This is a genomic window from Thioclava sp. F34-6 (assembly GCF_002213235.1).
Taxonomy (GTDB): Bacteria; Pseudomonadota; Alphaproteobacteria; order Rhodobacterales; family Rhodobacteraceae; genus Thioclava; species Thioclava nitratireducens.
Window position 1 is genome coordinate 14,174 of record NZ_NBOA01000002.1, and the last position, 22,296, is coordinate 36,469.

Annotated in this window: 23 protein-coding genes; 6 read left to right on the top strand and 17 right to left on the bottom strand. The window is 65.1% G+C overall.

Translation table 11 applies throughout. The annotated features are described in order from the left end of the window. Window positions 1-112: 112 nt before the first annotated feature. The 6 genes from rimI to B6V72_RS03240 all read right to left on the bottom strand — a co-directional run bounded on the left by rimI (window position 113) and on the right by B6V72_RS03240 (window position 3,670). Window positions 113-538, bottom strand: a complete 426-nt coding sequence (gene rimI, locus B6V72_RS03215; RefSeq protein WP_088719439.1) for a ribosomal protein S18-alanine N-acetyltransferase — start codon at window positions 536-538, stop codon at window positions 113-115. Next, window positions 538-1,188 carry a tRNA (adenosine(37)-N6)-threonylcarbamoyltransferase complex dimerization subunit type 1 TsaB gene (tsaB, locus tag B6V72_RS03220; protein ID WP_088734689.1) on the bottom strand — a complete coding sequence of 217 codons (651 nt, stop codon included), beginning with the start codon at window positions 1,186-1,188 and terminating at the stop codon, window positions 538-540. Before tsaB ends, rimI begins: the two co-directional genes overlap by 1 nt. Next, window positions 1,181-1,741, bottom strand: coding sequence for a NifU family protein (locus B6V72_RS03225; protein ID WP_075773791.1), 561 nt, complete (start codon window positions 1,739-1,741; stop codon window positions 1,181-1,183). The genes tsaB and B6V72_RS03225 overlap by 8 nt, the downstream gene beginning before the upstream one ends. Before the next feature lie 70 nt (window positions 1,742-1,811). Then, window positions 1,812-2,270, bottom strand: a complete 459-nt coding sequence (locus B6V72_RS03230; protein WP_088722214.1) for a DUF2267 domain-containing protein — start codon at window positions 2,268-2,270, stop codon at window positions 1,812-1,814. A 3-nt stretch (window positions 2,271-2,273) separates the two neighbouring features. Continuing rightward, window positions 2,274-2,729 (bottom strand): universal stress protein, encoded by a 456-nt coding sequence (locus tag B6V72_RS03235; RefSeq protein ID WP_075773793.1) that lies wholly within the window; start codon window positions 2,727-2,729, stop codon window positions 2,274-2,276. Between the two features lie 74 nt (window positions 2,730-2,803). Then, a complete protein-coding gene (locus B6V72_RS03240) occupies window positions 2,804-3,670 on the bottom strand; it encodes a branched-chain amino acid aminotransferase (protein ID WP_075773794.1) in 867 nt (288 codons plus the stop codon). A gap of 198 nt (window positions 3,671-3,868) precedes the next feature. Here B6V72_RS03240 and B6V72_RS03245 point away from each other — a divergent pair, with 198 nt between their 5' ends. Further along, a complete protein-coding gene (locus B6V72_RS03245) occupies window positions 3,869-4,486 on the top strand; it encodes a sugar transferase (RefSeq protein WP_088734691.1) in 618 nt (205 codons plus the stop codon). Beyond that, window positions 4,483-6,600 (top strand): polysaccharide biosynthesis protein, encoded by a 2,118-nt coding sequence (locus tag B6V72_RS03250; RefSeq protein ID WP_088734693.1) that lies wholly within the window; start codon window positions 4,483-4,485, stop codon window positions 6,598-6,600. The genes B6V72_RS03245 and B6V72_RS03250 overlap by 4 nt, the downstream gene beginning before the upstream one ends. Here B6V72_RS03250 and truA read toward each other — a convergent pair. After that, the gene (gene truA / locus B6V72_RS03255) at window positions 6,562-7,329 is read right to left on the bottom strand and encodes a tRNA pseudouridine(38-40) synthase TruA (RefSeq protein WP_075773797.1); all 768 of its coding nucleotides are present in this window, start codon (window positions 7,327-7,329) and stop codon (window positions 6,562-6,564) included. The two genes, B6V72_RS03250 and truA, sit on opposite strands and share 39 nt — an antisense overlap. A 332-nt stretch (window positions 7,330-7,661) precedes the next feature. Between truA and B6V72_RS03260 the strand changes: the two genes are divergently transcribed. Next, on the top strand, window positions 7,662-8,498 hold the full coding sequence (locus B6V72_RS03260; protein WP_075773798.1) for a DMT family transporter: 837 nt from the start codon (window positions 7,662-7,664) through the stop codon (window positions 8,496-8,498). Window positions 8,499-8,502: 4 nt separating this feature from the next. Here the strand turns inward: B6V72_RS03260 and B6V72_RS03265 are convergent, their stop codons facing one another. The 5 genes from B6V72_RS03265 to fsa form a co-directional block, all read right to left on the bottom strand. Continuing rightward, a complete protein-coding gene (locus tag B6V72_RS03265; protein ID WP_088734695.1) occupies window positions 8,503-8,985 on the bottom strand; it encodes a hypothetical protein in 483 nt (160 codons plus the stop codon). Window positions 8,986-9,035: 50 nt separating this feature from the next. After that, window positions 9,036-9,728: a CDP-alcohol phosphatidyltransferase family protein gene (locus B6V72_RS03270; protein ID WP_088719445.1), complete on the bottom strand. Its 693-nt coding sequence runs from the start codon at window positions 9,726-9,728 to the stop codon at window positions 9,036-9,038. Window positions 9,729-9,770: 42 nt separating this feature from the next. Continuing rightward, window positions 9,771-10,691 carry a tyrosine recombinase XerC gene (locus B6V72_RS03275; protein WP_088734697.1) on the bottom strand — a complete coding sequence of 307 codons (921 nt, stop codon included), beginning with the start codon at window positions 10,689-10,691 and terminating at the stop codon, window positions 9,771-9,773. After that, window positions 10,691-11,413, bottom strand: a complete 723-nt coding sequence (locus B6V72_RS03280; protein ID WP_240497676.1) for a DUF484 family protein — start codon at window positions 11,411-11,413, stop codon at window positions 10,691-10,693. Before B6V72_RS03280 ends, B6V72_RS03275 begins: the two co-directional genes overlap by 1 nt. Window positions 11,414-11,537: 124 nt before the next feature. Then, the gene (fsa, locus tag B6V72_RS03285; RefSeq protein ID WP_088719447.1) at window positions 11,538-12,188 is read right to left on the bottom strand and encodes a fructose-6-phosphate aldolase; all 651 of its coding nucleotides are present in this window, start codon (window positions 12,186-12,188) and stop codon (window positions 11,538-11,540) included. A gap of 137 nt (window positions 12,189-12,325) precedes the next feature. Here fsa and B6V72_RS03290 point away from each other — a divergent pair, with 137 nt between their 5' ends. Further along, window positions 12,326-14,515, top strand: a complete 2,190-nt coding sequence (locus tag B6V72_RS03290; RefSeq protein WP_088735080.1) for a primosomal protein N' — start codon at window positions 12,326-12,328, stop codon at window positions 14,513-14,515. Window positions 14,516-14,578: 63 nt separating this feature from the next. Here B6V72_RS03290 and B6V72_RS03295 read toward each other — a convergent pair whose 3' ends face one another. The 4 genes from B6V72_RS03295 to B6V72_RS03310 all read right to left on the bottom strand — a co-directional run bounded on the left by B6V72_RS03295 (window position 14,579) and on the right by B6V72_RS03310 (window position 16,904). Continuing rightward, entirely contained in the window at window positions 14,579-15,151 is a 573-nt protein-coding gene (locus B6V72_RS03295; RefSeq protein ID WP_075773804.1) for a cob(I)yrinic acid a,c-diamide adenosyltransferase, read from the bottom strand. After that, window positions 15,151-15,354: a twin transmembrane helix small protein gene (locus B6V72_RS03300; protein ID WP_075773805.1), complete on the bottom strand. Its 204-nt coding sequence runs from the start codon at window positions 15,352-15,354 to the stop codon at window positions 15,151-15,153. The genes B6V72_RS03295 and B6V72_RS03300 overlap by 1 nt, the downstream gene beginning before the upstream one ends. A gap of 61 nt (window positions 15,355-15,415) precedes the next feature. Further along, the gene (locus tag B6V72_RS03305; RefSeq protein ID WP_088734699.1) at window positions 15,416-16,255 is read right to left on the bottom strand and encodes an SDR family NAD(P)-dependent oxidoreductase; all 840 of its coding nucleotides are present in this window, start codon (window positions 16,253-16,255) and stop codon (window positions 15,416-15,418) included. 121 nt (window positions 16,256-16,376) lie between these two features. Further along, complete coding sequence (locus B6V72_RS03310) at window positions 16,377-16,904, bottom strand: SH3 domain-containing protein (RefSeq protein ID WP_088734701.1); 528 nt, start codon at window positions 16,902-16,904, stop codon at window positions 16,377-16,379. A gap of 169 nt (window positions 16,905-17,073) precedes the next feature. Between B6V72_RS03310 and parC the strand changes: the two genes are divergently transcribed. Next, window positions 17,074-19,302, top strand: coding sequence for a DNA topoisomerase IV subunit A (gene parC, locus B6V72_RS03315; RefSeq protein ID WP_075773808.1), 2,229 nt, complete (start codon window positions 17,074-17,076; stop codon window positions 19,300-19,302). Window positions 19,303-19,434: 132 nt separating this feature from the next. Here the strand turns inward: parC and B6V72_RS03320 are convergent, their stop codons facing one another. Beyond that, the gene (locus B6V72_RS03320; RefSeq protein WP_088734703.1) at window positions 19,435-20,811 is read right to left on the bottom strand and encodes a cytochrome P450; all 1,377 of its coding nucleotides are present in this window, start codon (window positions 20,809-20,811) and stop codon (window positions 19,435-19,437) included. A gap of 167 nt (window positions 20,812-20,978) precedes the next feature. Between B6V72_RS03320 and tuf the strand changes: the two genes are divergently transcribed. After that, window positions 20,979-22,154, top strand: coding sequence for an elongation factor Tu (gene tuf / locus B6V72_RS03325; protein ID WP_077701325.1), 1,176 nt, complete (start codon window positions 20,979-20,981; stop codon window positions 22,152-22,154). Window positions 22,155-22,296: the final 142 nt, after the last annotated feature.

Below are 22,296 nucleotides of genomic sequence, written 5' to 3' on the forward strand. Positions count from 1 at the left end.
TTGGCGCGCTCTGTTCGGCGCGCGGACACAGCGATTTGGGCAGAGCTTGCCGAGGGGGTCAAGCGTCAAGTTGCGGATGACGCGAGGTCGCGAGACAAATTTGATTGAACGGTCAGCTTCCCGCTCTAGAGAGTGGCAGCGTAAGAACCAGCGCGTCGATGCGTTCGCCCTCCGGACCGCGGTAATAGCCCTTGCGACGGCCTGATTCCTTCCAGCCGGTCGCTGCGTAAAGCGCGCGTGCGGCATCATTCTCGGCGGAGACTTCTAGGAAGGCGCTCTCGGCCCCCAGCTCTGCGGCTTCTTGCGCGAAACGCTCGACCAACGCGCGTCCCGTGCCGTTGCGGCGCGCTTTCGGGTCGACGGCGAGGGTCAGAAGCTCGGCTTCGCCCGCGATGACGCGTCCCAGCAGGAAGCCTCGGTTCTCGTTTAGCAGAAAGGTGCCGGGACCGCGCATCAGATCCCGGAACTCGGCTTCGTTCCAAGGGCGTGGCGTGGTGAAACAGGCGGCGTGCAGTTCGGCGAGAGCTTCGGCGCGCATCAGTCGAGGATCCTTGGCGGCGGATCGGAGGGCGGGGCGGCATCTGCGGCACGCAGGTAGAGCGGTGCGGGCCGTTCGCCGGCAACCACTTCGCGCTTCGCCGCGATGCGTGCGATCGCTTCGGCCGGCGAAAAAGCCGCAGGCGCGACAGCGGCGCCGATCCGTTGGGCGACCGCTTCGGCTGCGGAGCCGATGCACGTCAGCCCGGGTTCGGTCAGCCCTTCGGGCAGCGCATCGAGATCGTGCAGATCGAGCGAAACGGGCCGGGCCATGCGGAATCCTTCGAGATAGACACGCTCGCGCGGGGCTGCGACCGCCGCAAGCACCGGGCCCTTACTACCGAATTGTGTGGCTTCGGTGATCGAGACGCCCAGAGCCGGGGCCCTCAGGCTCAGTGAAAGCCCGCGTGCGGCGGATACGGCAATACGGACGCCGGTGAAATTTCCCGGTCCGATCCCGACGCCGATTCGCGTCACGTCGCGCCAGCAAACGTCCGCCTCGGCGAGGAGTTCTTCCAGAAGCGGCACAAGCCGTTCCGCCTGACCACGTCCCATCTCTTCGTGGCGGGAAGCGAGGCAGTCTTCACCCGACAGCAAAGCGGCCGCGCAATGCGCGGCCGATGTGTCGAAGCCTAACGTCAGATCAGGCATTGACCGGACGCACCTCTGAAACCTCGGGGATGTAATGTCTGAGCAGGTTCTCGATCCCCATCTTGAGCGTCAGCGTCGACGACGGGCAGCCTGCGCAGGCGCCCTGCATGTGCAGGTAGACCACGCCACGCTCGAAGCCGTGGAAGGTGATGTCGCCACCGTCCTGCGCCACGGCCGGGCGCACGCGGGTGTCGAGCAACTCCTTGATCTGCGAGACGATCGCACCGTCCTCGCCGTCATGCTCGGCATGGCCCGAGGGCGCAGCTTCGCCTTCGATCACCGGGGCGCCGGACTGGAAATGCTCCATGATCGCGCCGAGGATCGCCGGTTTCGCATGATCCCAGCTGGTCGTGTCATCCTTCGTCACGGTCACGAAATCCGAACCGAAGAACACTCCGGTCACGCCGGGTACTGCGAAAACGCGCTTGGCCAGCGGCGATTTGGCCGCCGTCTCGGCGGAGGGGAAATCAGCGGTGCCGGTCTCCAGCACGGTCTGGCCGGGCAGGAATTTCAGCGTCGCGGGGTTCGGGGTCGTCTCGGTCTGAATAAACATCGCGTGCCTCCTTGGCTTGCCGCTGATATGCGCCTTCCGACTGAATTAATCAAGTAATCGCGGCTATGCGCTAAATGATGCGCGGCGCGATCTCGGCAGGATCGGCCACTTCCGGGCGCCAGAATGCTTCCGCTTCCGGCCCGATCCGCGCGAGAGCGGCCCCGAAGTCACGATGATTGACATGGCGCCAGAGCGCAAAGGCGGTGGCCTCGATGGCGTTATCGGGGGTCAGGTTGTGATGTGGGCGCAACGCCTGCGCTTCGCGCGTCATCTCGGTCCGGCTGCCGAACGGGCGCGGCGCTGCCATCACATCCCAGTGATACAGGAAAACCGCACGTACCACCGCAGGCAGGCAATCGGCGAAGGCGATGGCCTCGACAGGGCGCAGCCGCGCGCGGAAGGTCACGAAAACGCCCTCGATCGCCGTGTAGGTCATGTTGTCGGAATCGAGGCCCATCCGATCGCGCGCATCTGCGAGGAAAGAGGCGAACTCCTTCTGCGCATGGCGATAGGTCCAGGGCATCGGCATCGGTCAGGTGATCTGTTCGAGCTTTTCCTTCGACATCTCGCCCGGCACGATCGTCAACGGGCAGGGCAGCGTCCCCGCCTGCTTGACCATCTGCGTCACTAGCGGACCCGCGCCGCCCTTGCCGGAGCCCGCGCCGAGTACCAGAACGCCGATCTCGGGATGCTCGTCCATCACGGCGATGATCTCGGGCACCGGCTCGCCTTCGCGGATCACCAGTTCCGGCTCTACGCCCTGCCGGTCGCGCATCCATTTCGCGAAAACCTCGAAATGCGCCTCGATCCGCTCGCGGGCTTCGTCGCGCATGATCTCGGCTACGCCGATCCAATGCTGATACTCGTCGGGTGGAATCACCGAAAGGATGATCACGCCGCCGCCGGTATGGTTCGCGCGCATCGCCGCGAACCGCATCGCGTTGAGGCATTCGCGGGTATCGTCGAGCACAACCAGAAACTTGCGCATGGCTCCTCCGGGACGGGGTGTCTGCGGATCATCGCCCGGCGAGGGGCCTTTGGCAACCGCAGGGGTGTCGAGGCTCAAAGCGGCGAGCCTTGCGCCCAGTCCATATAGGCTTCGCGCGCCCGCTGTGTGCCCTTGCCGGGCGTGTAGCTGACATCGTCGAAGCCCGCGACCGGGGTGACCTTGGCGAAGTTGCCGGTCAGGAAGACCTCGTCGGCATTGCGGAAATCGTCGAGCGTCAGCACCGCTTCATGCACCGTCTCGCCGCCCTCGCGCAGAAGGCCCATGATCCGCTTGCGTGTGAGGCCTGCGAGGAAGGTGCCGTTCGGCATCGGCGTGAAATACTCGCCATCCTTTACCATCCAGACATTCGCGGTCGCGCTTTCGGCGACGTTACCCATGGCGTCCTGCACCAGCGCGTTGCCGAAGCCCTTGCGCTGCGCCTCGACCAGCATTCGGGCGTTGTTCGGATAGAGGCAGCCCGCCTTCGCGTCGGTGACGTTGTCGGCAAGAACGGGACGGCGGAACTGCGTCGTGGTCAGCGTCGTCGACTTGCCCGGGTCGGGCATTGCCACCTCTTCGAGGCACAGCGCGAATCCGGTTTCGCCGGGCTTCGGCGCGACGCCCAGATCCGAGCCCGCGATCGCCCAGTACATAGGGCGCACGTAGACAGCGGCACCCTTGTCATATTTCCGCAGCCCCTCGCGCGCGATTTCGACCATCTCCTCGGGTGCGATGGTCGGCGTGATCATCAGCGCCTCGGCGGAGCGGTTGGTGCGTGCGCAATGCAGGTCTAGATCGGGCACGACCCCGTCGAAAAGTCGCGCCCCGTCAAAGACCGAGCTGCCCTGCCAAAGCCCGTGATCGGCGGCGCGCATCACGGCGATATCGCCCTCGTGCCATGCGCCTTCGAACCATGTGCGGATGTTTTTGCCGAATGCCATCGGTGCCTCCTTCGTATCGGGCGCGATCCAACCATTGGCGTCCGGCGAAGTCCATACAGCCGATTGTATCGGTGTCAGGTGCCGTGAGGTCCGGTCACATCTCGTGATCTGGCGGCGTTAACCGCATCGCAACTGGAAGAGACATAGGCTCGCGAAGGTTTCGTTTCTTCGGTGATGATCCACAGCAGGAGAATTGGCATGACCCAGGTCCGGCGCAGGCGCAAACGTCTCTTCGATCTGACACTGGCGATGCTCGCGCTACCCATGGTGGTGCCGCTGATCGCGCTGGTCTGGCTGGTCGTCGCGATGGTGCAGGGGCGACCGTGGTTCCACGGGGGTGAGCGGATGCACAGTCCCACGCGTAGCTTCCGCATGTGGAAGTTTCGCACGATGGCGGCGGATCCCGGCGATTACGGCGTCTCCGGCGGACATAAAGCCGGACGGGTTACGCCGCTTGGCCGGCTGTTGCGCCGCTGCCACGCGGATGAATTGCCGCAAATATGGAACGTGCTGCGCGGCGACATGAGCTTCGTCGGACCGCGCCCGCCGCTGCGCGAGGTGGTGGAGCGATTTCCCGAGCTTTACGCGCAGGTGCTTACAAGTCCGCCGGGGATCACCGGGCTTGCGAGCGTGCAGTTCGCCGCGAAAGAGGCGCGGCTGATGGCATCGTGTCGTTCCGCGGAGGAGGCGCGGCGGATCTATGACCGCGTCTGCGTTCCACAGAAAGCGCGGCTTGATCTGCTGTACCAACGTCGGGCCTCGTGCTGGCTCGATCTCGCGCTGATCTGGCAAACCCTGCGCGGAGCGCGCGCATGAGTTCGGTGCTCACCGACAAGATCGCGACGCGGCTGATCGCATTGTCGCGCCCGCGAAAGGCGGCTGTCATCGCGACGCTCGATGCGCTTCTGGCGATAGGATGCCTTGCCGCAGCAATGCATTTCGCAACCACGTCGCCGGGATCGAGCCTTGGGCTCCCTTCGCCGATCTTTCTGACCGTGGGGGGTATCGTCGCCGCATCAGTGAGCCTCGGCACCGGTCTTGCCCGCTTGCCCCTGAAGGACTTCGCAAGGGATGGGGCGGGGAAGGCATTGGGTGTCTCCTGCCTTCTGGTATTTGCCCTCTGGATCAGTCCTGGATGGCGAGGTGGCGCGATCGCATTCTTCTTCGGGGGCGCGTTCCTGTCTGGCCTCGTGGCTCAACGCTGGGCTCTTCTGGGGCTGACCGCAGTGCTGTATCGCCGCTCGTACGTCGTCTCGCGCATCGCAATCTACGGCGCGACCCCGGAGGGGCTCGCGCTGGCGCGGGCGTTGCGCGATCGATCCGGTTTCCTGACCTGCGCGTTTCTCGATGACAGCCCGGTTCTGCGCGGTGCGACCTTGGACGGGGTTCCGGTTCTCGGCCACGTGACGCGCGAGGCATTGATCCGCAAGTTCAACGTCGATCGCGTCGTTCTCGCCGACCCGCTCCTGTCCACGCCGCGCAAGGCCGCGCTGGCGCGAGACCTCTCGGCCCTCGGACTGCGCTGCGAGGCATTGCCGGATTTCGCGCTTCTGGTCTGTGGCGCCGATCTCGCCGCGCGGCTGCAGCCGGTGCGCTCCGAACGGTGGCTTGGTCGTTCCGAGATCACGGAAGACGATCCGCCCGACGCGGAGTTCTACTGCGGCAAAACCATGCTCATCTCGGGGGCGGGCGGTTCCATCGGGGCGGAGCTTTGCCACCAGATACTCGCCTGTCGTCCGGCGAAACTGGTCCTTCTCGAGCTATCGGAAACGGCGCTCTTCACAATCCTCTCCGACCTGAGCCCGCTGGCGGAGCGCGCGGGCACCGAACTTGTCACGCGGCTCGGCTCTGCAGCGGATGCGGCGCTGGTGCATGAGATATTCGCGCGCGAAACGATCGACGTCGTATTCCACGCCGCCGCCTACAAACATGTCGTTCTGGTCGAGCAGAATCCCTTCTCGGGATGCGCGAATAACGTCGCCGCCACGGTCTGTCTCGCGCGCGCCGCCCGCGCCGCGAAAGTTGCGCGTTTCGTGCTGATTTCGAGCGACAAGGCGATCGCGCCCCGCTCGGTCATGGGGGCGTCTAAACGAATGGCCGAATTGGTCGTGCAGGATCTTGCGCGCCGTGCGGGCGCGACCGTCTTCTCCATCGTGCGCTTCGGGAATGTGCTCGGCTCATCCGGGTCGGTCGTGCCGATATTCGAGCAACAGATCGCGCAGGGCGGGCCGATCACGCTCACCGATCCCGAGGCCACGCGTTACTTCATGACGATCGCCGAGGCCGCGCGGCTTGTGCTGATCGCAGGGCGTTGGGAGGGCGCAGGACGGGTCTATGCACTCGACATGGGCGCGCCGATCCGGATCGGCGATCTCGCCCGGCAGATGGTCGAAGCGCGCGGGTTGCGCCTTCGCGGACCGGACTGTCCAGAAGGCGATATCGAGCTTTTGCCTATCGGCCTGCGTCCGGGCGAGAAATTGCATGAAGCTCCGGTGACCGGCGCGCGTAGCCAAGCGACCGCACATCCGAAGATTCGAGATGTCCCCGTGCCTCATCTCTCGAGACGCGAGACCGCCATGTTTCTGCGCTATCTCGACGCTGCCTTGGGGCAGCGTTGCGCGGCGCGGCTGGATGAGATCATCTCGCGTCTGCAACGGTTGGAGGGCGACGACCCTGCTTCGCCTGTCGTTCAGGTGCCCGGAGGGCCTGACGCTGATATTCAAAAAGCGCGGAATTTCGAGATCACGCCGCGCAGGCGAAGCGGAGCAATGGCAAGCCAGGTCACGCGCGCGATGAAGGAAAGTCGGAGCTTCGCACCGATGGAAAAGCGCAAGACCTCGTTTCCAACTCAGCTGCCGATGCCGCGCGCCCCGGCCGGGGGCCAGACCGTGTCAGCCGAAGGGATCGCGGGGATAGCCGACGGCGCTTAGATAGAGGCCCTGCGGCGGACAGACCGGGCCGCATGCGGCGCGGTCGCGGGCGGCGAGCGCTTCGGCGACGCGCTCGGCCGGCCAGGAGCCAGCACCGACCCGCTCCAGCGTGCCGACGATCGAACGGACCTGGTTGTGCAGGAAGCTGCGAGCGCGCAAATGAAACCGCACCTCGCGCCCATGTAGAATGTCATGTTCTTCGATCCGGATCTCGTCGAGCGTTTTGACCGGCGATTTCGATTGGCACATGGTCGAACGAAACGTCGTGAAATCATGGTGCCCGATCAGATGCGACGCGCCTTCGCGCATCGCCTCCACGTCCAGCGGGTTCTGCACGCGCCAGACCAGACCGCGGTCATGGGTCGTCGGCGCACGACGTTGCACGAGCCGGAACAGGTAGCGCCGCTCCTGCGCCGAGAACCGGGCGTGGAACTCGTCGTCGACCCTGGCACAGGCGAGTATCGCCACCGGCGCGGGGCGGAGATGATAATTCAGCGCTTCCGAAAGTCGGAACGGGTCCCAGTCCTTCTTCAGATCGGCATGGGCCACCTGCCCGGTCGCATGAACGCCCGCATCGGTGCGTCCCGCCGCGGCGATCGTGTGGGGGCCGGGTTCGAGCTTCGCCAAAGCGTCCTCGACCGCGCCTTGCACCGAAGGCTGATCGGCCTGACGTTGCCACCCGGCAAAGGGGCCCCCGTCATATTCGATTTTCAAGGCGTATCTGGGCATGGATCGCCCATAGCCCGAGTGCGCTGCGTTCCGCAATCCCTTCGCGCGCCCCTTCTTTCAACCTGGGAGTTCGGCGGACGGCACCGCTTTCCAGACCCGCGGCGGGGTTGCCGCCTTGGGACGAAGTTTCCGATTCACTGTATCATTCGGTCGCATTCCTCGCATGTCGGTTGACTCGAGAGCGCCGTAGCCCCTTCCCCAGTTTCTTCGTGCGCCCCGCGCGGAGAGAAGCCGTTGCGGCGAGGCCAGACATCTCAGCACGGTGCGAGGCCGCTTGCCCTTGTCGTGGCCCGGAGCTACCGATTGTCGGTCGGGCAGGGAAGGGCGCGGAAATGAGTTTGACGATCATGGCGGCGGTGCTGGGCGCGGCCTTTCTGCACGCCCTGTGGAACGCGCTGATCCGGCTTGGTGGCTCGAAAATCCGTGCGATGGTGATGCTGTCGATTGCCGAGGCGGTGATCGGCCTGGCGGTCGCCCTGTCGCGACCGCTGCCGGACAGTGCCGCGCTGGGCTGGATCCTCGCCGCGGGCGTCATCCATTTTGGCTACAAGTTCTTCCTCGCCCATGCCTATGAGCAGGGCGACCTGAGCCGGGTCTATCCGATCGCGCGTGGAACCGCGCCGATGATGGTGGCGGTTGTCTCCGCCGCCTTAGCGATCGACGCGATGAGCGGGCTCGAATATGCCGGGATCGCGGTGCTGGGCCTCGGCATCGCCTTGATGGCGCGCGGCGTGTTCACCGATGGCGAGAGTCGCCGTCTGCTGCCCTACGCGATGGGCTCGGCACTCGCGACCGCGACCTACACGCTGGTCGACGGGATGGGCGCGCGCATATCGGGCGAGCCGGTGGGCTACGTCGGGTGGATAATGGTGCTGGGTGGCGTGCTCTTCGCCTCAGGTATGCTGGCGCAGCGCGGCACCGCGATGCTGCGCGCCGTGCCGCGCGAATGGGGAATCGCGACGCTCGGGGCTGCGGCGTCTTACGGGGCTTACGCGATCTCGATCTGGGCGATGACCCGCGCGCCGATCGCGCTGGTCGCGACCCTGCGCGAGACCTCGATCCTGTTCGCGGTGCTGATCGGTTGGCTCGTTTTCGGCGAGAAGATGCGGGTTACGAAGGCGCTTGCCGCGCTGCTGATCGTCTCGGGCGTGGTGCTGACGCGGGTCTGAGTGCTTAGAACCGCGGCCGACCGTCGGCGTCGCAGCTTGCGGGCGTGGCCTCGTCCGAAGATCGCGCCACGAGGTACCCGTCCGTGATCTGCAGCGGCGTGAAGGGCGGTTCCTGGATCGCGGGTTGAATCTGGCGCACCACGTAACAGCCCCCGAAGCTCTCGGTCTTTCCGTCACGCGTCCGGGCGGTCACCGTCACCGCGAGAGTCGTGTAGATAGAGCCGGCCGCGCCTTCCGACGTCATGGGGCCGACCGTGACCGAGGCCTCCGCCGTGTCGGCGTAGCCTCTCGCGAAATCCGCATAATCGCCATCCTCTTCCGGATCGGCGTAATAGCTCCAGGCGCGGGCGTATTGATGCAGCGAGATCGCGTTATAGAGCGAGCGGACCAGCGCAGCGGGGGTGGAGCGGTCGTCGAGATAGCGCGGCGCGGCGACGGCCGACTGCGCCGAGAACACGACGGCAATGAGCGCGAAAGTGTGACGCATGAGGCCTCCTGAAAACTGTTGCCGCGGACCGCCGGAGCGGCCGTCGCAGGTCAACGCCGTTCAGGGACGATTTGTTGCACGATGCCGACGAGCAGCAGGTAGAACGAGGTCACGACCAGCCCCCAATGCGCCCAGCTCGCCGGGTCGAAATCGACCCATGCGGCCCAGCCCGCGAAGAAGGTCCACAGTAGCGCCACAGGCAGGGAGACCACGCGCCAGCGCTTCGTGCGCACGGGGTGGATGAATTTCAGCGGCAGGAACATCGCGATGGCAAGCGCCACGACCACCACGAGGATCGTCCAATAGCCGGGCTTCAGCGCGAACAGCACCAGCACCAGCATGTTCCACGCGCCCGGAAAACCCTGAAACGAGTTGTCCTTCGTCTTCATCCGGGTGTCGGAGAAATAGACCACGCTGCCATAGGTGATCGCGATGATCGCGAGCCAGCCCGTCCATCCCGGCAGCAGGCTCGACTGGAACAGCGCGAAGGCAGGGATGAAGACATAGGTCAGGTAGTCGATGATCAGGTCCATCAGGACACCGTCATAGAGCGGAAAATTCGCCTTCACATCGTAGCGCCGCGCGAGCGGACCATCGATCCCGTCAACGAAGAACGCGGTGACGAGCCAAAGGAACATCATCGACCATTGACCCTCCGCAGCCGCGAGAAGCGCGAGCATCGACAACACCGCGCCGGTGGCGGTCAGAAGGTGGACGAAAAGGGCTTTGATGCGGATATCCATTTGTCCGTGATGCCGGATTTGCGACGCAGGGGCAAGCGAACTTCAGGCGCGCGGATGGCTCTTGTCGTAGATTTCCATAAGTCGCGCCGCGTCGACGGCAGTGTAGATCTGGGTGGTGCCGAGGCTCGCATGGCCCAGCAGTTCCTGAATGGCGCGCAGATCGCCGCCAGCGGCCAGCAAATGCGTGGCAAAGCTGTGGCGCATCGCATGTGGCGTCGCGGTCGAAGGCAGGCCAAGCGACATGCGCGCCCGCTCCATCGCCTTGGAAATCATCCGCGGATTGAGCGGCTTTCCGCGTGCGCCGTAGAACAAGGGGGCGTCCGGCTCGGCCGGGTAGGGGCACAGGCGTATGTATTCGGCCACCGCCTCGCGGGCGGCGGGGACGACCGGGACCAGCCGTTCTTTGTCGCCCTTGCCGCGGATGCGCAGCACCTCGGGCAGCGGATGGGCGTCGGCGCGCAGCGCGAGCGCCTCGGATATCCGCAGCCCGCAGCCATAAAGCAGCGTCAGCACGGCGGCATCGCGCGCGGCGATCCACGGCTCCATCGCTTGCGTGTCGACCTGTTCGATCATCTCGGCGGCGGCGTCTTTGTTCAGCGGTCGCGGCAGCTTGCGTTGATATTTCGGGCTGCGGGTCGAGAGGATATGGCTCGCGTCGAACCCGTCGCGATCGGCGAGCCAGCGGATGAAGCTTTTGACCGAGGACAGGGCGCGGGCGAGCGAGCGCGACGAGACCTCGCGCGACCGCTCATGCGCCATCCATGCCCGCATGTCGGAAGGGCCGAGCTGCGCGATCCGGGCGGTGCCGAGGCTCTCGCCATGATGATTTTGCAGAAATCCCAGGAAGCCCGCCACGTCGCGCCGATAGGCGGTGATCGTATGCTCGGACGCGTCGCGTAAACCGCGCAGATGGCTCAGCCACTCGGCGAGCGCGTCTTGCAGCCCTGCGGACGGCTCCGCCATCAATCCAGCCAGCGGCGCATCGTGCGTTCGAATACGCCTGCGAAGAAGGCCAGAAGATCGGTGCCCTGCGAGGGTTTGAACTGATGCGGATCCTCGGCGGCCATGACCAGCATGCCCGGCAGCCGGCCCTCGCCCAGATCGAGCTGCATCAGCGCCTCGGAGCGCACCCAGTTCGCGGCCTCGCCGAAGATCGCCTCGGAGCCGGGAACGGTCTGGCGCAGCACGACCTGTCGCGGCTGCCCGCCGCGCCCGCCGCGCATGTATTCGGTGATGAAGCCGGGTTCGGCCACGCAAAGCACCTCACCCAGCTGGCGAAGCGCGGGGTCGTCCTCGTTCTGGTGGCTCTCGAGCACCAGACGCACCGCATCGACGCGCAGGATCTCGGCCACTTCGGAAGCCAAATTCGACAGGAAGGACTGAAAGTCATGCGGGTCGAGCATCCGCAGAACCGCGCGGTGAATCTGGTTGGTACCTGCGAGGTTCTCATAGGCGGCGGCGATGACCGACCGGTGGGTATCTTCCAGCCGGTCGAGCCGCGCCTCCAGCCGGGACATGGCCGCGCCGCGCAGATCGACGATATTGCCGCCCATCGCCGCTTCGTTCGCGGCGATCAGCGCCCGCATCAGGTCGCGGTCCTCGAGAATCACGTCAGGGTCGGAAATGATCTTGTCGCGGAGTTGCTCCACGAGGGCCGGTTCGGTCATGCCTGTCTCGTCGCTCATCGATGCGTCATTTTTTCCGAGCATACACGATGCGCATCGCGACGCAGTCCAAAAATCGGCCCCCGCGACGAAAAAGGCCCGCCGGATAGGCGGGCCTGTGCCGTTTCGGACTCACGCCGGAAGATCAGATCTTCTGGCCGGTCGCTTCCCAATCCTTGAGGAACTGGGCCAGACCCTTGTCGGTCAGCGGATGGTTCGCCATCGACTTGATAACCGCCGGCGGGGCGGTGATCACGTCGGCGCCGATGCGCGCGGCGTCGCTGATGTGGTTCACCGAGCGGATCGAGGCGGCGAGGATCTGGGTCGAGAAATCGTAGTTGTCATAGACCGTGCGGATGTCTTCGATCAGATCCATCCCGTCGAGGTTGATGTCGTCGAGGCGGCCGATGAAGGGCGAGATGAAGGTCGCGCCCGCCTTCGCGGCGAGGATCGCCTGCGCGGTCGAGAAGCACAGCGTGACATTGACCATGTGGCCTTCGGATGCGAAAGCCTTGCAAGCGGTCAGGCCGTCCCAGGTCAGCGGCACCTTGATCGCGATATTGGGGGCGATCTTGGCGAGCTTCATACCTTCTTCGATCATGTCCTTGGCTTCGGTGGCCACGACTTCGGCCGAGACCGGCCCGTGGACCATGTCGCAGATTTCCTTGGTGACTTCGAGAATGTTGCGGCCCGATTTCAGGATCAGCGACGGGTTGGTGGTCACGCCATCGACCATACCCAGATCGTTGAGTTCCTTGATCGCGGCGGTGTCAGCGGTATCGACGAAGAATTTCATGGCAGCTCTCCTTGGCGGCAGTCGCGATCGTGTTAGCGCAAAAGCGGCGAGGGTGAAAGAGGTCGCAACGCCAGAGGGGCTCAGCCCCGCGGCTTCGCCGCTCCCGGGAATATTTAGTGCAGTTGGAAGGCATGGCGATGTCTGAACCCGGTTGGTTCGAAGAGGGCGCGCGGGTCGCGGTGCTGACAGCGGAGCCGATCGGGCGGCCGCTCGATTACCGCGCGCCGGAGGGCGGCTGCTACAACGGCGCTTTCGTCGAGGTGCCGCTGGGGCCGCGCAAGGTGCTGGGTGTGGTCTGGGGGCCAGGAGAGGGCGGCTTCGACGCGGCCAAGCTGCGCGCGGTGAACCGGGTCTTCGACGTGCCGCCGATGCGCGACGAACTGCGCATCTTTCTCGAGCGGATGGCGGAGTACACGATGACGCCCCTGCCGCAGGTTTTGCGGCTCGCGACGCGGGCGCCGGGCTTGGGCGATCCGCCGGGGATGCGCAAAATCTACCGCTTGGGCGATCGTGAGCCGTCGCGGATGACCGATGCGCGGGCGCGGGTGCTCGAGGTGCTGGAAGAGCATGGCGGCGCGGGGTTTTACCTGAGCGAGTTGGCGCATCTGGCGGGGGTGACGACGCAGGTGGTGAAAGGGCTGGTGAAGACTGGTGCGCTGATCGAGGCGGAGGTCCCGCGCGATCAGCCCTTCCCGCGGCTCGATCCGGCGCGGCCCGGCAAGGCGCTGTCGGAGGCGCAGACCGCCGCGGCGGCGGCGTTGCGGACAGGCTCCGGCGCGTATTCGACGACGCTGCTTAAGGGCGTGACCGGATCGGGCAAGACGGAGGTTTATCTCGAGGCCGTCGCGGAATGTCTGCGCAAGGGGCGGCAGGCCTTGGTGCTGTTGCCCGAGATCGCTCTGAGTTCCGAGTTCCTTTCGCGGGTCGAGGCGCGGTTCGGCGCGCGCCCCGGCGAGTGGCATTCCGGCGTCACGCAGAGCGAGCGGCGCAGGCTGTGGAAGGCCTGCGGCGCGGGCGAGGTGCAGCTTGTCGTCGGCGCGCGCTCTGCGCTGTTCCTGCCGTTCCGCGATCTGGGGCTGATCGTCGTCGATGAGGAGCATGACAGCTCCTACAAGCAGGAGGAGGGCGTTCTCTATAATGCGCGCGACATGGCGGTGCTGCGCGCCTCGGGTTGTTCGGCGCAGGTGGTGCTGGCCTCGGCGACGCCCAGTCTCGAGACATGGGCCAACGCGGAGGCGGGGAAGTATCAGCGGCTCGATCTGGGCGCACGGTTCGGCACGGCGGAACTGCCCGAGATGGGCACGATCGACATGCGCGACGAGGCGATCGAGAGCGCGCATTGGATCGGGCCGACGCTGGTGAAAGAGGTGCTGGCGCGGGTGGCCGAGGGGCAGCAGGCGATGCTGTTTCTCAACCGTCGCGGCTATGCGCCGGTCACGATCTGCCGCGCCTGCGGGCATCAGATCGGCTGCGATCATTGCGACGCGCGGATGGTGGAGCACCGTTTCCTGAAGCGCCTCGTCTGCCACCAATGCGGCGAGACGAAGCCGATCCCGGTGAAATGCCCGAGTTGCGAAGTGGAAGGGAAGCTCGCGCCGGTCGGGCCGGGGGTCGAGCGGCTGGCCGAGGAGGTTGCGGAGCGCTTCCCCGACGCGCGCCTGGCGGTGCTGTCTTCTGACCTGTTCGGTTCAGCCCGCGCGCTGAAGGAGAAGATCGCCGAGATCGCACAGGGCGAGGCGGATATCATCATCGGCACCCAGATCGTGGCGAAGGGGCATAACTTCCCACGGCTGACCTTGGTGGGCGTGATCGACGCCGATCTGGGCCTGCAGGGCTCGGACCTGCGCGCGGCGGAGAAGACATTCCAACTGATGCGGCAGGTGGCGGGCCGGGCGGGCCGCGCCGAGGAGAAGGGCGCGGCGCTGTTGCAGACTTATCAGCCCGAGCACCCGGTGATCCGGGCGATTCTGGGCGGCGACGAGGAGGCGTTCTGGGCGCAGGAGGCGGCCGCGCGGCAGGCCCAGGGCGTACCGCCTTACGGGCGGATGGCCGGGATCATCCTGTCGGGGCCGGATCTGCAGCCGCTTTTCGAGATCGGCAATCACCTGGCGCGCAACGACGCCGCGCTGCGCCGGATCGGCGCGCAGGTCTTCGGGCCCGCGCCTGCGCCGATCGCGCGGGTGCGCGGGCGGCATCGGGTGCGGATGCTGGTGAAGGCAGAGAAAAGCGCGCCGCTGCAGGGCGCGCTCAAGGCTTGGCTCAAGGGGCTGAAGCTGCCGACGAATGCGCGGCTCGCAGTCGATATCGATCCGCAGAGCTTCCTTTGAGCGCGCCTAGCGGCTGCCTCTTCCCTTCGCCGGTGGTGTCTGGAAGCTCCGTCACTGACTTCGTTAGCGGTTCGCTCCGGGAACCCATAACACATCATCCTTGCCATCGTCATTCGCGATCCGGGCTGCGACGAAGAACCAGTCGGACAGGCGGTTTAGATATTTCACTGCCCATTCGTTGACGCCTTCGATCGCGGCGAGGGACACGGCTTCGCGCTCGGCACGACGCGCGACGGTGCGCGACATGTGAAGGTGCGCCGCGAGCGCTGTGCCGCCCGGCAGGATGAAGCTGCGCAGCGGCTCGAGCTTCTTGTTCATCGCGTCGATCTCGGTCTCGAGCCGGGTCACTTGGGACTCGACCATGCGCAGGACCGGGTAGCCCGCCTCGTCGTCATGTTCCATGTCCGGTCGCGCCAGATCTGCGCCCAGATCGAAGAGGTCGTTCTGGATCACGGAGAGCTGCTTTTGCAGCGCCTCGTCGGCATGCAGGCGTGCGATGCCCACGGTCGCGTTCAACTCGTCTACGGTGCCATAGGCGGTCACGCGCGCGGAATGTTTGGCGACGCGCACCCCGTTCGAGAGCGCGGTTTCCCCGGCGTCGCCGGTGCGCGTGTAGATGCGATTGAGAACGACCATCAGCCACCCTTTCTGAGATAAACGAACAACAGGATCAGCGCGATCGCGACCGCCTGGGCGGCAATGCGCAACCGCATCAGCTTGTTGGCATGTTTCTTGTTGAAATCGCCCCCGCGTCCGAAGCCCGCGATGCCGATCATCAAGATCACCAGAACCGCCAGACTTGCCACGGCGACGATGTAGAATAACGGGTCGTTGCGCATGTAGTCTCTCTCCCTCTGGGCTCAAGACATAGCTGCAGATCACGAAAATGCGAAAGGATTTTCAGCCCTTGGCCAGCACCCAGTCGAGCATCCGGTCCGGCAGGAAGCGGCGCACGACACTGATCGTCTTCGTGGGCGTGGTGATCTTGTAGCGCGGCTTCGGGTTCGGGGCCTCGAGCGCCTTGAGGATCGCCTTCGTCACCTCGGAGGGCGGCAGTTCGAACGTGTCGGGCTTGCCGCGGCCTTGGTAGAGACGCTTTAGCAAGCTGCCCTCGTATTGCGCGCGGCGGGCGGAGTTCTCCCAATCCACCCATTTCTCGAAAGACGGGATCGAATTGACCCGGATTTTCGAGGTGATAGGACCCGGCTGGATCAGCACGATCTTGATGTCCGTATCTGCCATCTCGAGCCGCATCACGTCGGTCAGCCCTTCCAGCGCGAATTTCGTCGAGGCGTAGGCTGCGCGCCATTTCAGACCGACGAAGCCCAGCACCGAGGAGCATTGCAGGATGCGTCCTTCGCCGTTGTCGCCCTGTGCGCGCATCACCTTGATCGCGCGGGTCGTCAGGTCGTGCAGGCCAAACAGGTTGGTCTCGAAAATCTCGCGCAGCGCGCCGGGCGGAATGTCCTCGGCAGCGCCGGGGCAGGCGAAGGCGGCGTTGTTGTAGAGCGCATCAAGCCGGCCATGCCCGCGCGCGAGCGCCTCGTTGAAGCCAGCCTCGATGCTTTCGGGATCGGCCACGTCGAGTTGGAACGAGACCAAGCCCTCGGAGCGCAGACGTTGGCAATCCTCTTCGCGGCGGCAGGTGGCGAAGACTTTCCAGCCCGCGGCCTTCAGCCCGTGGGCCGCGTCGTAGCCGATGCCCGAGGAGCATCCGGTGATCAGAATCGTCTTGGCCATGCGCGCGCCTTCCCTCTGATCCGGCGAGGCAAAGAAAAACCCGCCGGAGATATGTCTCCGGCGGGAATATTTTGACCCGGGTGGAAAAACAAGAATTTAGCGGTGCACCGCCTGTGAAAGCTCAGTTCGCCGGGCGCAGATATTTCTTCGAGACCCAGCCTTCGGTGCCGCCGCCTTCGATCTTCACATGCGCCCAACCGCCGCTCTCGGCCACAACGAGCACTTGATCGCCTTTGCGGACGCTGTCGATCGCGGCATTGCTGGTCGAGGGGCCCGAGCGCACGTTGAGGGCATTGGCCGAGACGCTCCAGAGCGTGCCGCCGTCGACTTCCGGCGCAGTGGTCTTGCGATGTTCCGGCGAGGGTTTGAGCTCAGGGCCCGGCATCCGCGTGTTCGGCGTGATGCGCGTGATCAGCGACGCCTTCTCGACTTTCGGCGTATCGGTCGGCGATGTGGCGGCCGCCTTCGCGACAATTTGAGGCGCTTCGCTGGCCGAAAGTTCTTGACTGTCGGTCGCGGCGCGTGACACCTGTACCGTGTCATTTGACGTAGCCGCAGAGGCCTGTTCGACGTCCCCGGGGACGTCGCGACCGGCGATGGCCATAACGGCGTAAATACCCGCCAAAGTGGTCAGCAACAACTTACCCATGTTCAACCCCCTGATTCCGAATTGGCAGCTGGGGAATCATTGAAATGTTAACACGATTCCGCCTGCTCTACGTCGGTGAAATTCCGCCGACGGGGGAAAAGTTCCTTGGAAATTCTTATTCCTGCTTTTCCCGCTGGACCGGGATCGGGCTCGGCTTTAGTAAATCGGCATGAGCAGTGACGAAGAAAATCCCCTCTCCACCAGTTCCGAACCGCTGAGCCGCGCGATTGGCGAGCGCTATCTGACCTATGCGCTCTCGACGATCATGCACCGGGCGCTGCCCGATGCGCGCGACGGGTTGAAGCCGGTGCATCGGCGCATCCTCTTCGCGATGCGCGAACTGAAGCTGTCGCCCACCGGCGGCTTTCGGAAATCCGCGAAGATCTCGGGTGACGTGATGGGGAACTACCACCCCCATGGCGACGCCGCGATCTACGACGCGATGGCGCGTCTCGCGCAGGATTTCGCGATGCGCTACAAGCTCGTCGACGGGCAGGGCAACTTCGGCAATATCGACGGCGATAACCCGGCAGCCTCGCGTTACACCGAGGCACGTCTGGCCTCACCGTCCGAGTCGCTTCTGGAAGGTCTGGCCGAGAACGCGGTCGATTACCGCCCGAACTACGACGGCACGCTGACCGAGCCGGTCGTGCTGCCCGCCGCCTTTCCGAACCTGCTGGCCAATGGCGCGAGCGGCATCGCGGTCGGCATGGCGACGAACATCCCCCCGCATAACCTCGGTGAGTTGGTCGAGGCGCTCTTGGAGATGATCAAGCGCCCCGCCATCACTGATGACGAGCTGGTTGAGCATATCCCCGGCCCCGACTTCCCGACCGGCGGCGTGCTGGTCGAGCCGCCCGAGAATATCCGCGACGCCTATCGCACCGGGCGCGGTGCGTTCCGTCTGCGGGCGCGCTGGGAGAAAGAGGATCTCGGCCGCGGTCAGTGGCAGATCGTCGTCACCGAGATTCCGTATCAGGTGCAGAAATCCAAGCTGATCGAGCGTCTGGCCGAGGTCATCCAGACCCGCAAAGTGCCCGCGCTGGCCGATGTGCGCGACGAGAGTGCCGACGATATCCGCATCGTGCTGGAGCCGAAATCGCGCACCGTCGAGCCCGAGATGCTGATGGGGATGCTGTTCAAGAACTCCGATCTGGAGGTCCGCTTCTCGCTCAACATGAACGTGCTGATCGACGGGCGGGTGCCGAAGGTCTGCTCGCTCAAGGAGGTGCTGCGCGCCTTCCTCGATCACCGGCGCGAGGTGCTGTTGCGCCGTTCGCAGCATCGGATGGACAAGATCGACGCGCGTCTGGAAGTGCTCGAAGGCTACATTATCGCCTTCCTGAACCTCGACCGGGTGATCGAGATCATTCGCTACGAGGACGAACCCAAAGCGATGCTGATGGCCGAGTTCGAACTGTCGGACGTGCAGGCCGAAGCGATCCTAAACATGCGCCTGCGCAGTCTGCGCAAGCTCGAGGAGATGGAACTCAAGCGCGAGCGTGATGCACTGATCGAAGAGCGCTCGGGACTGGAAGACCTTCTCGCCTCCGAAAAGCTGCAATGGAAGACGATCGGCGGTGAGCTGAAAGAGATCGACAAGAAATTCGGCCGCAACGCCGAGGGCGGCGCGCGACGCACCGGCTTCGCCGAGGCTGGTGAGGTCGAGGAAGTGCCGATCGAGGCGATGATCGAACGCGAACCGATTACCGTGATCCTGTCGAAGATGGGCTGGATCCGGGCGATGAAGGGCCACAACGCGCTAGACGCCGAGGTGAAGTTCAAGGATGGCGACGGGCCGATGTTCGCCATGCATGCCGAGACCACGGACCGGATCGTCGCGATGGGCTCCAACGGGCGCGCCTATACGGTGCTCGGGGCGAATCTGCCCGGCGGGCGCGGCATGGGCGAGCCGCTGCGGCTGATGGTCGACCTGCCCAACGAGGCGGAGGTGACGCATCTGCTGCTGCCGAAGGCGGGCGAGAAATACCTGCTGGCCTCGTCGGATGGCGACGGGTTCGTCTGTCCGGGCGAGGAACTCGTGGCGCAGACTAAGTCGGGCAAGCAGGTTCTGAACATGAAGGGGGCGGCGAAAACCACCGTCTGCTCGAAGATCGACGGCGACACGGTCGCCTGCGTCGGTCAGAACCGCAAGCTGCTGGTCTTCCCGCTGGAAGAGCTGCCCGAAATGGCGCGCGGCAAAGGCGTCCGTTTGCAGAAATACAAGGACGGGGGGCTGAGCGACGCCAAGACCTTCACCTTGGCCGATGGTCTGAGCTGGAAGGATCCGGCGGGCCGCACGCGGACCGAGACCGACCTCGCCGAATGGACCGGCAAGCGCGCCTCGGCGGGCCGCATGGCCCCGCGTGGCTTCCCACGGGACAACAGGTTCACCTGAGGCTTTGCCTGAGGGATCGTCCGGGCAGGCCCGGGCGATCCGGCAGGGGGCGCCGCCCCCTCTTGCCCTGTCGGGCAATTCACCCCCGGGATATTTTCGCCAAGGCGAAGCATGAGTGTTCGCTCTCGCCCGTCACGCGCGCTCTACCGTCAGCCAGATGCCGCCCTTTGGGCGTGTGGTCAGGATCATCTCCGGCACAGGCTCGCGCCCCGGAACGGCGGTGAAGCGGAACCGGGCGAGGAGCGTGGCGAGGATGATCTGTGCTTCCTGCATCGCGAAGCCCGCGCCGATGCAAATGCGTGGCCCAGCCCCGAAGGGCAGGAAGGCGAAGCGGTCATGCGTCGGATCGGCGAAACGATCCGGGCGGAAAGCATGCGGGTTGTCCCAGAGCGCGTGGTGACGGTGGAGTGCGTAGATCGGCAGCATCACCGTGTCGCCTGCGCGCACCTCGCGCCCCAGAAGCGTGTCGGGTTTGCGCGCCGTGCGCGACAGGAAGCCCGCAGGCGGGTAGAGGCGCAGGCTTTCGTTCACGATCTGCGCGACGAGGGGCATCTTTGGCAGGTCATCGACGGTCGCCGCATGCGCGCCGAGCGCGGCCTGCGCCTCGCTGCGAGCGGCCTCCTGCACCGCCGCCGGGTCGAAGGCGCAGAGATAGAGCGCCCAGGCGAGCGTCAGGGCGGTGGTCTCATGGCCTGCGACAATGAAGGTCAGCAGGTTGTCGCGTAGCTCGGCCGGGCTCATCTCGCGGCCGGTTTCGGGGTCCTGCGCGCCGTCGAGCAGGTCCAGAAGGTCGGGCACCGCCTTCGCCTCGCTCGCGCGCCGGGCCTCGATCGCGCGGTCCGCATGGCGCTTGAGGTCGCGCACGACGCCCGAGGAGATCACCCGATGCGGGCGCGGCACCCAAGCGGGCAGCGCGAAGAGATCCAGCAGCGAGACCTTTGCCGTCTGCGCGATATAGGCGTCGATCGCCCGATGGATCGCGGCGCGGTCGAAGCCTTCGTCGCCCGAGAAGGTCACGTCCGAGATCACCTCGAAGGTCGCGGCCACCATTTCCTGATGCAGATCCACGGCGCGACCGGTATCGGCGGCAGTCCCGATGCGCGCAGCGGAGGCCTCCGCTGCGGCCCCCATGACGGGGGCGAGCGCCTCCATGTTGCGCGCGGCGAAAACCGGCGAGGCGGCGCGACGCTGCCAGCGCCATTCGGCTCCTTCGGCGACGAACAGACCTTCCCCTACGGCAGGGCCGAGAATGAGCTTGGTCACCACCGATTTCGGATAATCCTCGACGCGCGTCTTGAGGATGTGACGCAGGCTGTCAGGGTCCATGACCATATGCCAGCGCGCGCCTGTATTGCCCGAGATGATCGGTGCATGGGTGGCCAGTTCCGGTATTATTTCCAACAGGTTGCGCCGCGCAGCCCGGAAGCTCGCGAGGATCCCCAGCGGGTGCTCGGCAAGCGGTGCGCGGGCGGGAAGGCGGTGGGTGTCGTCTGTCGCAGCGTAATCCATGACGGGATGGTAGTGCGGAGCGGGTCGCTGCCCAAGCGAAACCGCGAACACAGACAGGGGAAACCCTGCATTCCGGGCTTGATTTTTCCCCGCCAGGGCAATAGGTAGCGCGCGATATTGACTCGGGCTCGCTGCTAGCGGCCCCCTAACCAGAGGCGCCCCGCGAGATGGCAAAGGAAAAGTTTGAACGTAACAAACCGCACGTCAACATCGGCACGATTGGCCACGTTGACCACGGCAAGACGACGCTGACGGCTGCGATCACGAAGTATTTCGGTGATTTCCGCGCGTATGACCAGATCGACGGCGCGCCGGAAGAGAAAGCCCGCGGCATCACGATCTCGACCGCGCACGTGGAGTACGAGACCGAGTCGCGTCACTACGCGCACGTCGACTGCCCCGGCCACGCCGACTACGTGAAGAACATGATCACGGGTGCCGCGCAGATGGACGGCGCGATCCTGGTCGTGAACGCAGCTGACGGCCCGATGCCGCAGACGCGCGAGCACATCCTGCTCGGCCGTCAGGTCGGCATCCCGGCGATGGTCGTGTACCTGAACAAGGTTGACCAGGTCGACGACGAGGAGCTGCTCGAGCTCGTGGAAATGGAAGTTCGCGAACTTCTGTCGTCCTACGACTTCCCCGGCGACGATATCCCGATCATCAAGGGTTCGGCTCTGGCCGCGATGGAAGGCCGTGATCCGGAAATCGGCGAGAACTCGATCCGTGCTCTGATGGAAGCTGTCGACAGCTACATCCCGACGCCGGAGCGCGCCGTGGACCAGCCCTTCCTGATGCCGATCGAAGACGTGTTCTCGATCTCGGGCCGTGGTACGGTTGTGACCGGCCGCGTCGAGCGTGGCGTGATCAACGTCGGCGACGAACTGGAAATCGTGGGCATCCGCGACACCTCGAAGACGACCTGCACGGGCGTCGAGATGTTCCGCAAGCTGCTGGACCGTGGTGAAGCTGGCGACAACATCGGCGCGCTGCTGCGCGGCATCGACCGTGACGGCGTCGAGCGTGGTCAGGTTCTGTGCAAGCCGGGTTCGGTGAAGCCGCACACGAAGTTCGAAGCTGAAGCCTACATCCTCACCAAAGAGGAAGGTGGCCGTCACACCCCGTTCTTCGCGAACTACCGTCCGCAGTTCTACTTCCGCACGACGGACGTGACCGGCACCGTGACGTTGCCCGAGGGCACCGAGATGGTGATGCCGGGCGACAACCTGAAGTTCGAAGTCGAACTGATCGCTCCGATCGCGATGGAAGACGGTCTGCGCTTCGCAATCCGCGAAGGCGGCCGTACCGTCGGCGCCGGCGTGGTGTCGAAAATCATCGAGTGATCTTCGGATCATTTGGACTTGCGAAGGGCCGCCCGCTTGGGCGGCCCTTTTGCTTTGCGTGAAAGGCGCGGTGCCGGTGGTCGCAATCGCGGGTGTCTCGCGCTAGATCTTCTGCGGATTGGGGCGTGGGAGGATGCAAGAC

Coding starts and splice junctions, on each gene's coding strand:
- rimI (WP_088719439.1), bottom strand. CDS start 538: ATGCGCGCCGAAGCTCTCGCCGAACTGCACGCCGCCTGTTTCACCACG.
- tsaB (WP_088734689.1), bottom strand. CDS start 1,188: ATGCCTGATCTGACGTTAGGCTTCGACACATCGGCCGCGCATTGCGCG.
- B6V72_RS03225 (WP_075773791.1), bottom strand. CDS start 1,741: ATGTTTATTCAGACCGAGACGACCCCGAACCCCGCGACGCTGAAATTC.
- B6V72_RS03230 (WP_088722214.1), bottom strand. CDS start 2,270: ATGCCGATGCCCTGGACCTATCGCCATGCGCAGAAGGAGTTCGCCTCT.
- B6V72_RS03235 (WP_075773793.1), bottom strand. CDS start 2,729: ATGCGCAAGTTTCTGGTTGTGCTCGACGATACCCGCGAATGCCTCAAC.
- B6V72_RS03240 (WP_075773794.1), bottom strand. CDS start 3,670: ATGGCATTCGGCAAAAACATCCGCACATGGTTCGAAGGCGCATGGCAC.
- B6V72_RS03245 (WP_088734691.1), top strand. CDS start 3,869: ATGACCCAGGTCCGGCGCAGGCGCAAACGTCTCTTCGATCTGACACTG.
- B6V72_RS03250 (WP_088734693.1), top strand. CDS start 4,483: ATGAGTTCGGTGCTCACCGACAAGATCGCGACGCGGCTGATCGCATTG.
- truA (WP_075773797.1), bottom strand. CDS start 7,329: ATGCCCAGATACGCCTTGAAAATCGAATATGACGGGGGCCCCTTTGCC.
- B6V72_RS03260 (WP_075773798.1), top strand. CDS start 7,662: ATGAGTTTGACGATCATGGCGGCGGTGCTGGGCGCGGCCTTTCTGCAC.
- B6V72_RS03265 (WP_088734695.1), bottom strand. CDS start 8,985: ATGCGTCACACTTTCGCGCTCATTGCCGTCGTGTTCTCGGCGCAGTCG.
- B6V72_RS03270 (WP_088719445.1), bottom strand. CDS start 9,728: ATGGATATCCGCATCAAAGCCCTTTTCGTCCACCTTCTGACCGCCACC.
- B6V72_RS03275 (WP_088734697.1), bottom strand. CDS start 10,691: ATGGCGGAGCCGTCCGCAGGGCTGCAAGACGCGCTCGCCGAGTGGCTG.
- B6V72_RS03280 (WP_240497676.1), bottom strand. CDS start 11,413: ATGAGCGACGAGACAGGCATGACCGAACCGGCCCTCGTGGAGCAACTC.
- fsa (WP_088719447.1), bottom strand. CDS start 12,188: ATGAAATTCTTCGTCGATACCGCTGACACCGCCGCGATCAAGGAACTC.
- B6V72_RS03290 (WP_088735080.1), top strand. CDS start 12,326: ATGTCTGAACCCGGTTGGTTCGAAGAGGGCGCGCGGGTCGCGGTGCTG.
- B6V72_RS03295 (WP_075773804.1), bottom strand. CDS start 15,151: ATGGTCGTTCTCAATCGCATCTACACGCGCACCGGCGACGCCGGGGAA.
- B6V72_RS03300 (WP_075773805.1), bottom strand. CDS start 15,354: ATGCGCAACGACCCGTTATTCTACATCGTCGCCGTGGCAAGTCTGGCG.
- B6V72_RS03305 (WP_088734699.1), bottom strand. CDS start 16,255: ATGGCCAAGACGATTCTGATCACCGGATGCTCCTCGGGCATCGGCTAC.
- B6V72_RS03310 (WP_088734701.1), bottom strand. CDS start 16,904: ATGGGTAAGTTGTTGCTGACCACTTTGGCGGGTATTTACGCCGTTATG.
- parC (WP_075773808.1), top strand. CDS start 17,074: ATGAGCAGTGACGAAGAAAATCCCCTCTCCACCAGTTCCGAACCGCTG.
- B6V72_RS03320 (WP_088734703.1), bottom strand. CDS start 20,811: ATGGATTACGCTGCGACAGACGACACCCACCGCCTTCCCGCCCGCGCA.
- tuf (WP_077701325.1), top strand. CDS start 20,979: ATGGCAAAGGAAAAGTTTGAACGTAACAAACCGCACGTCAACATCGGC.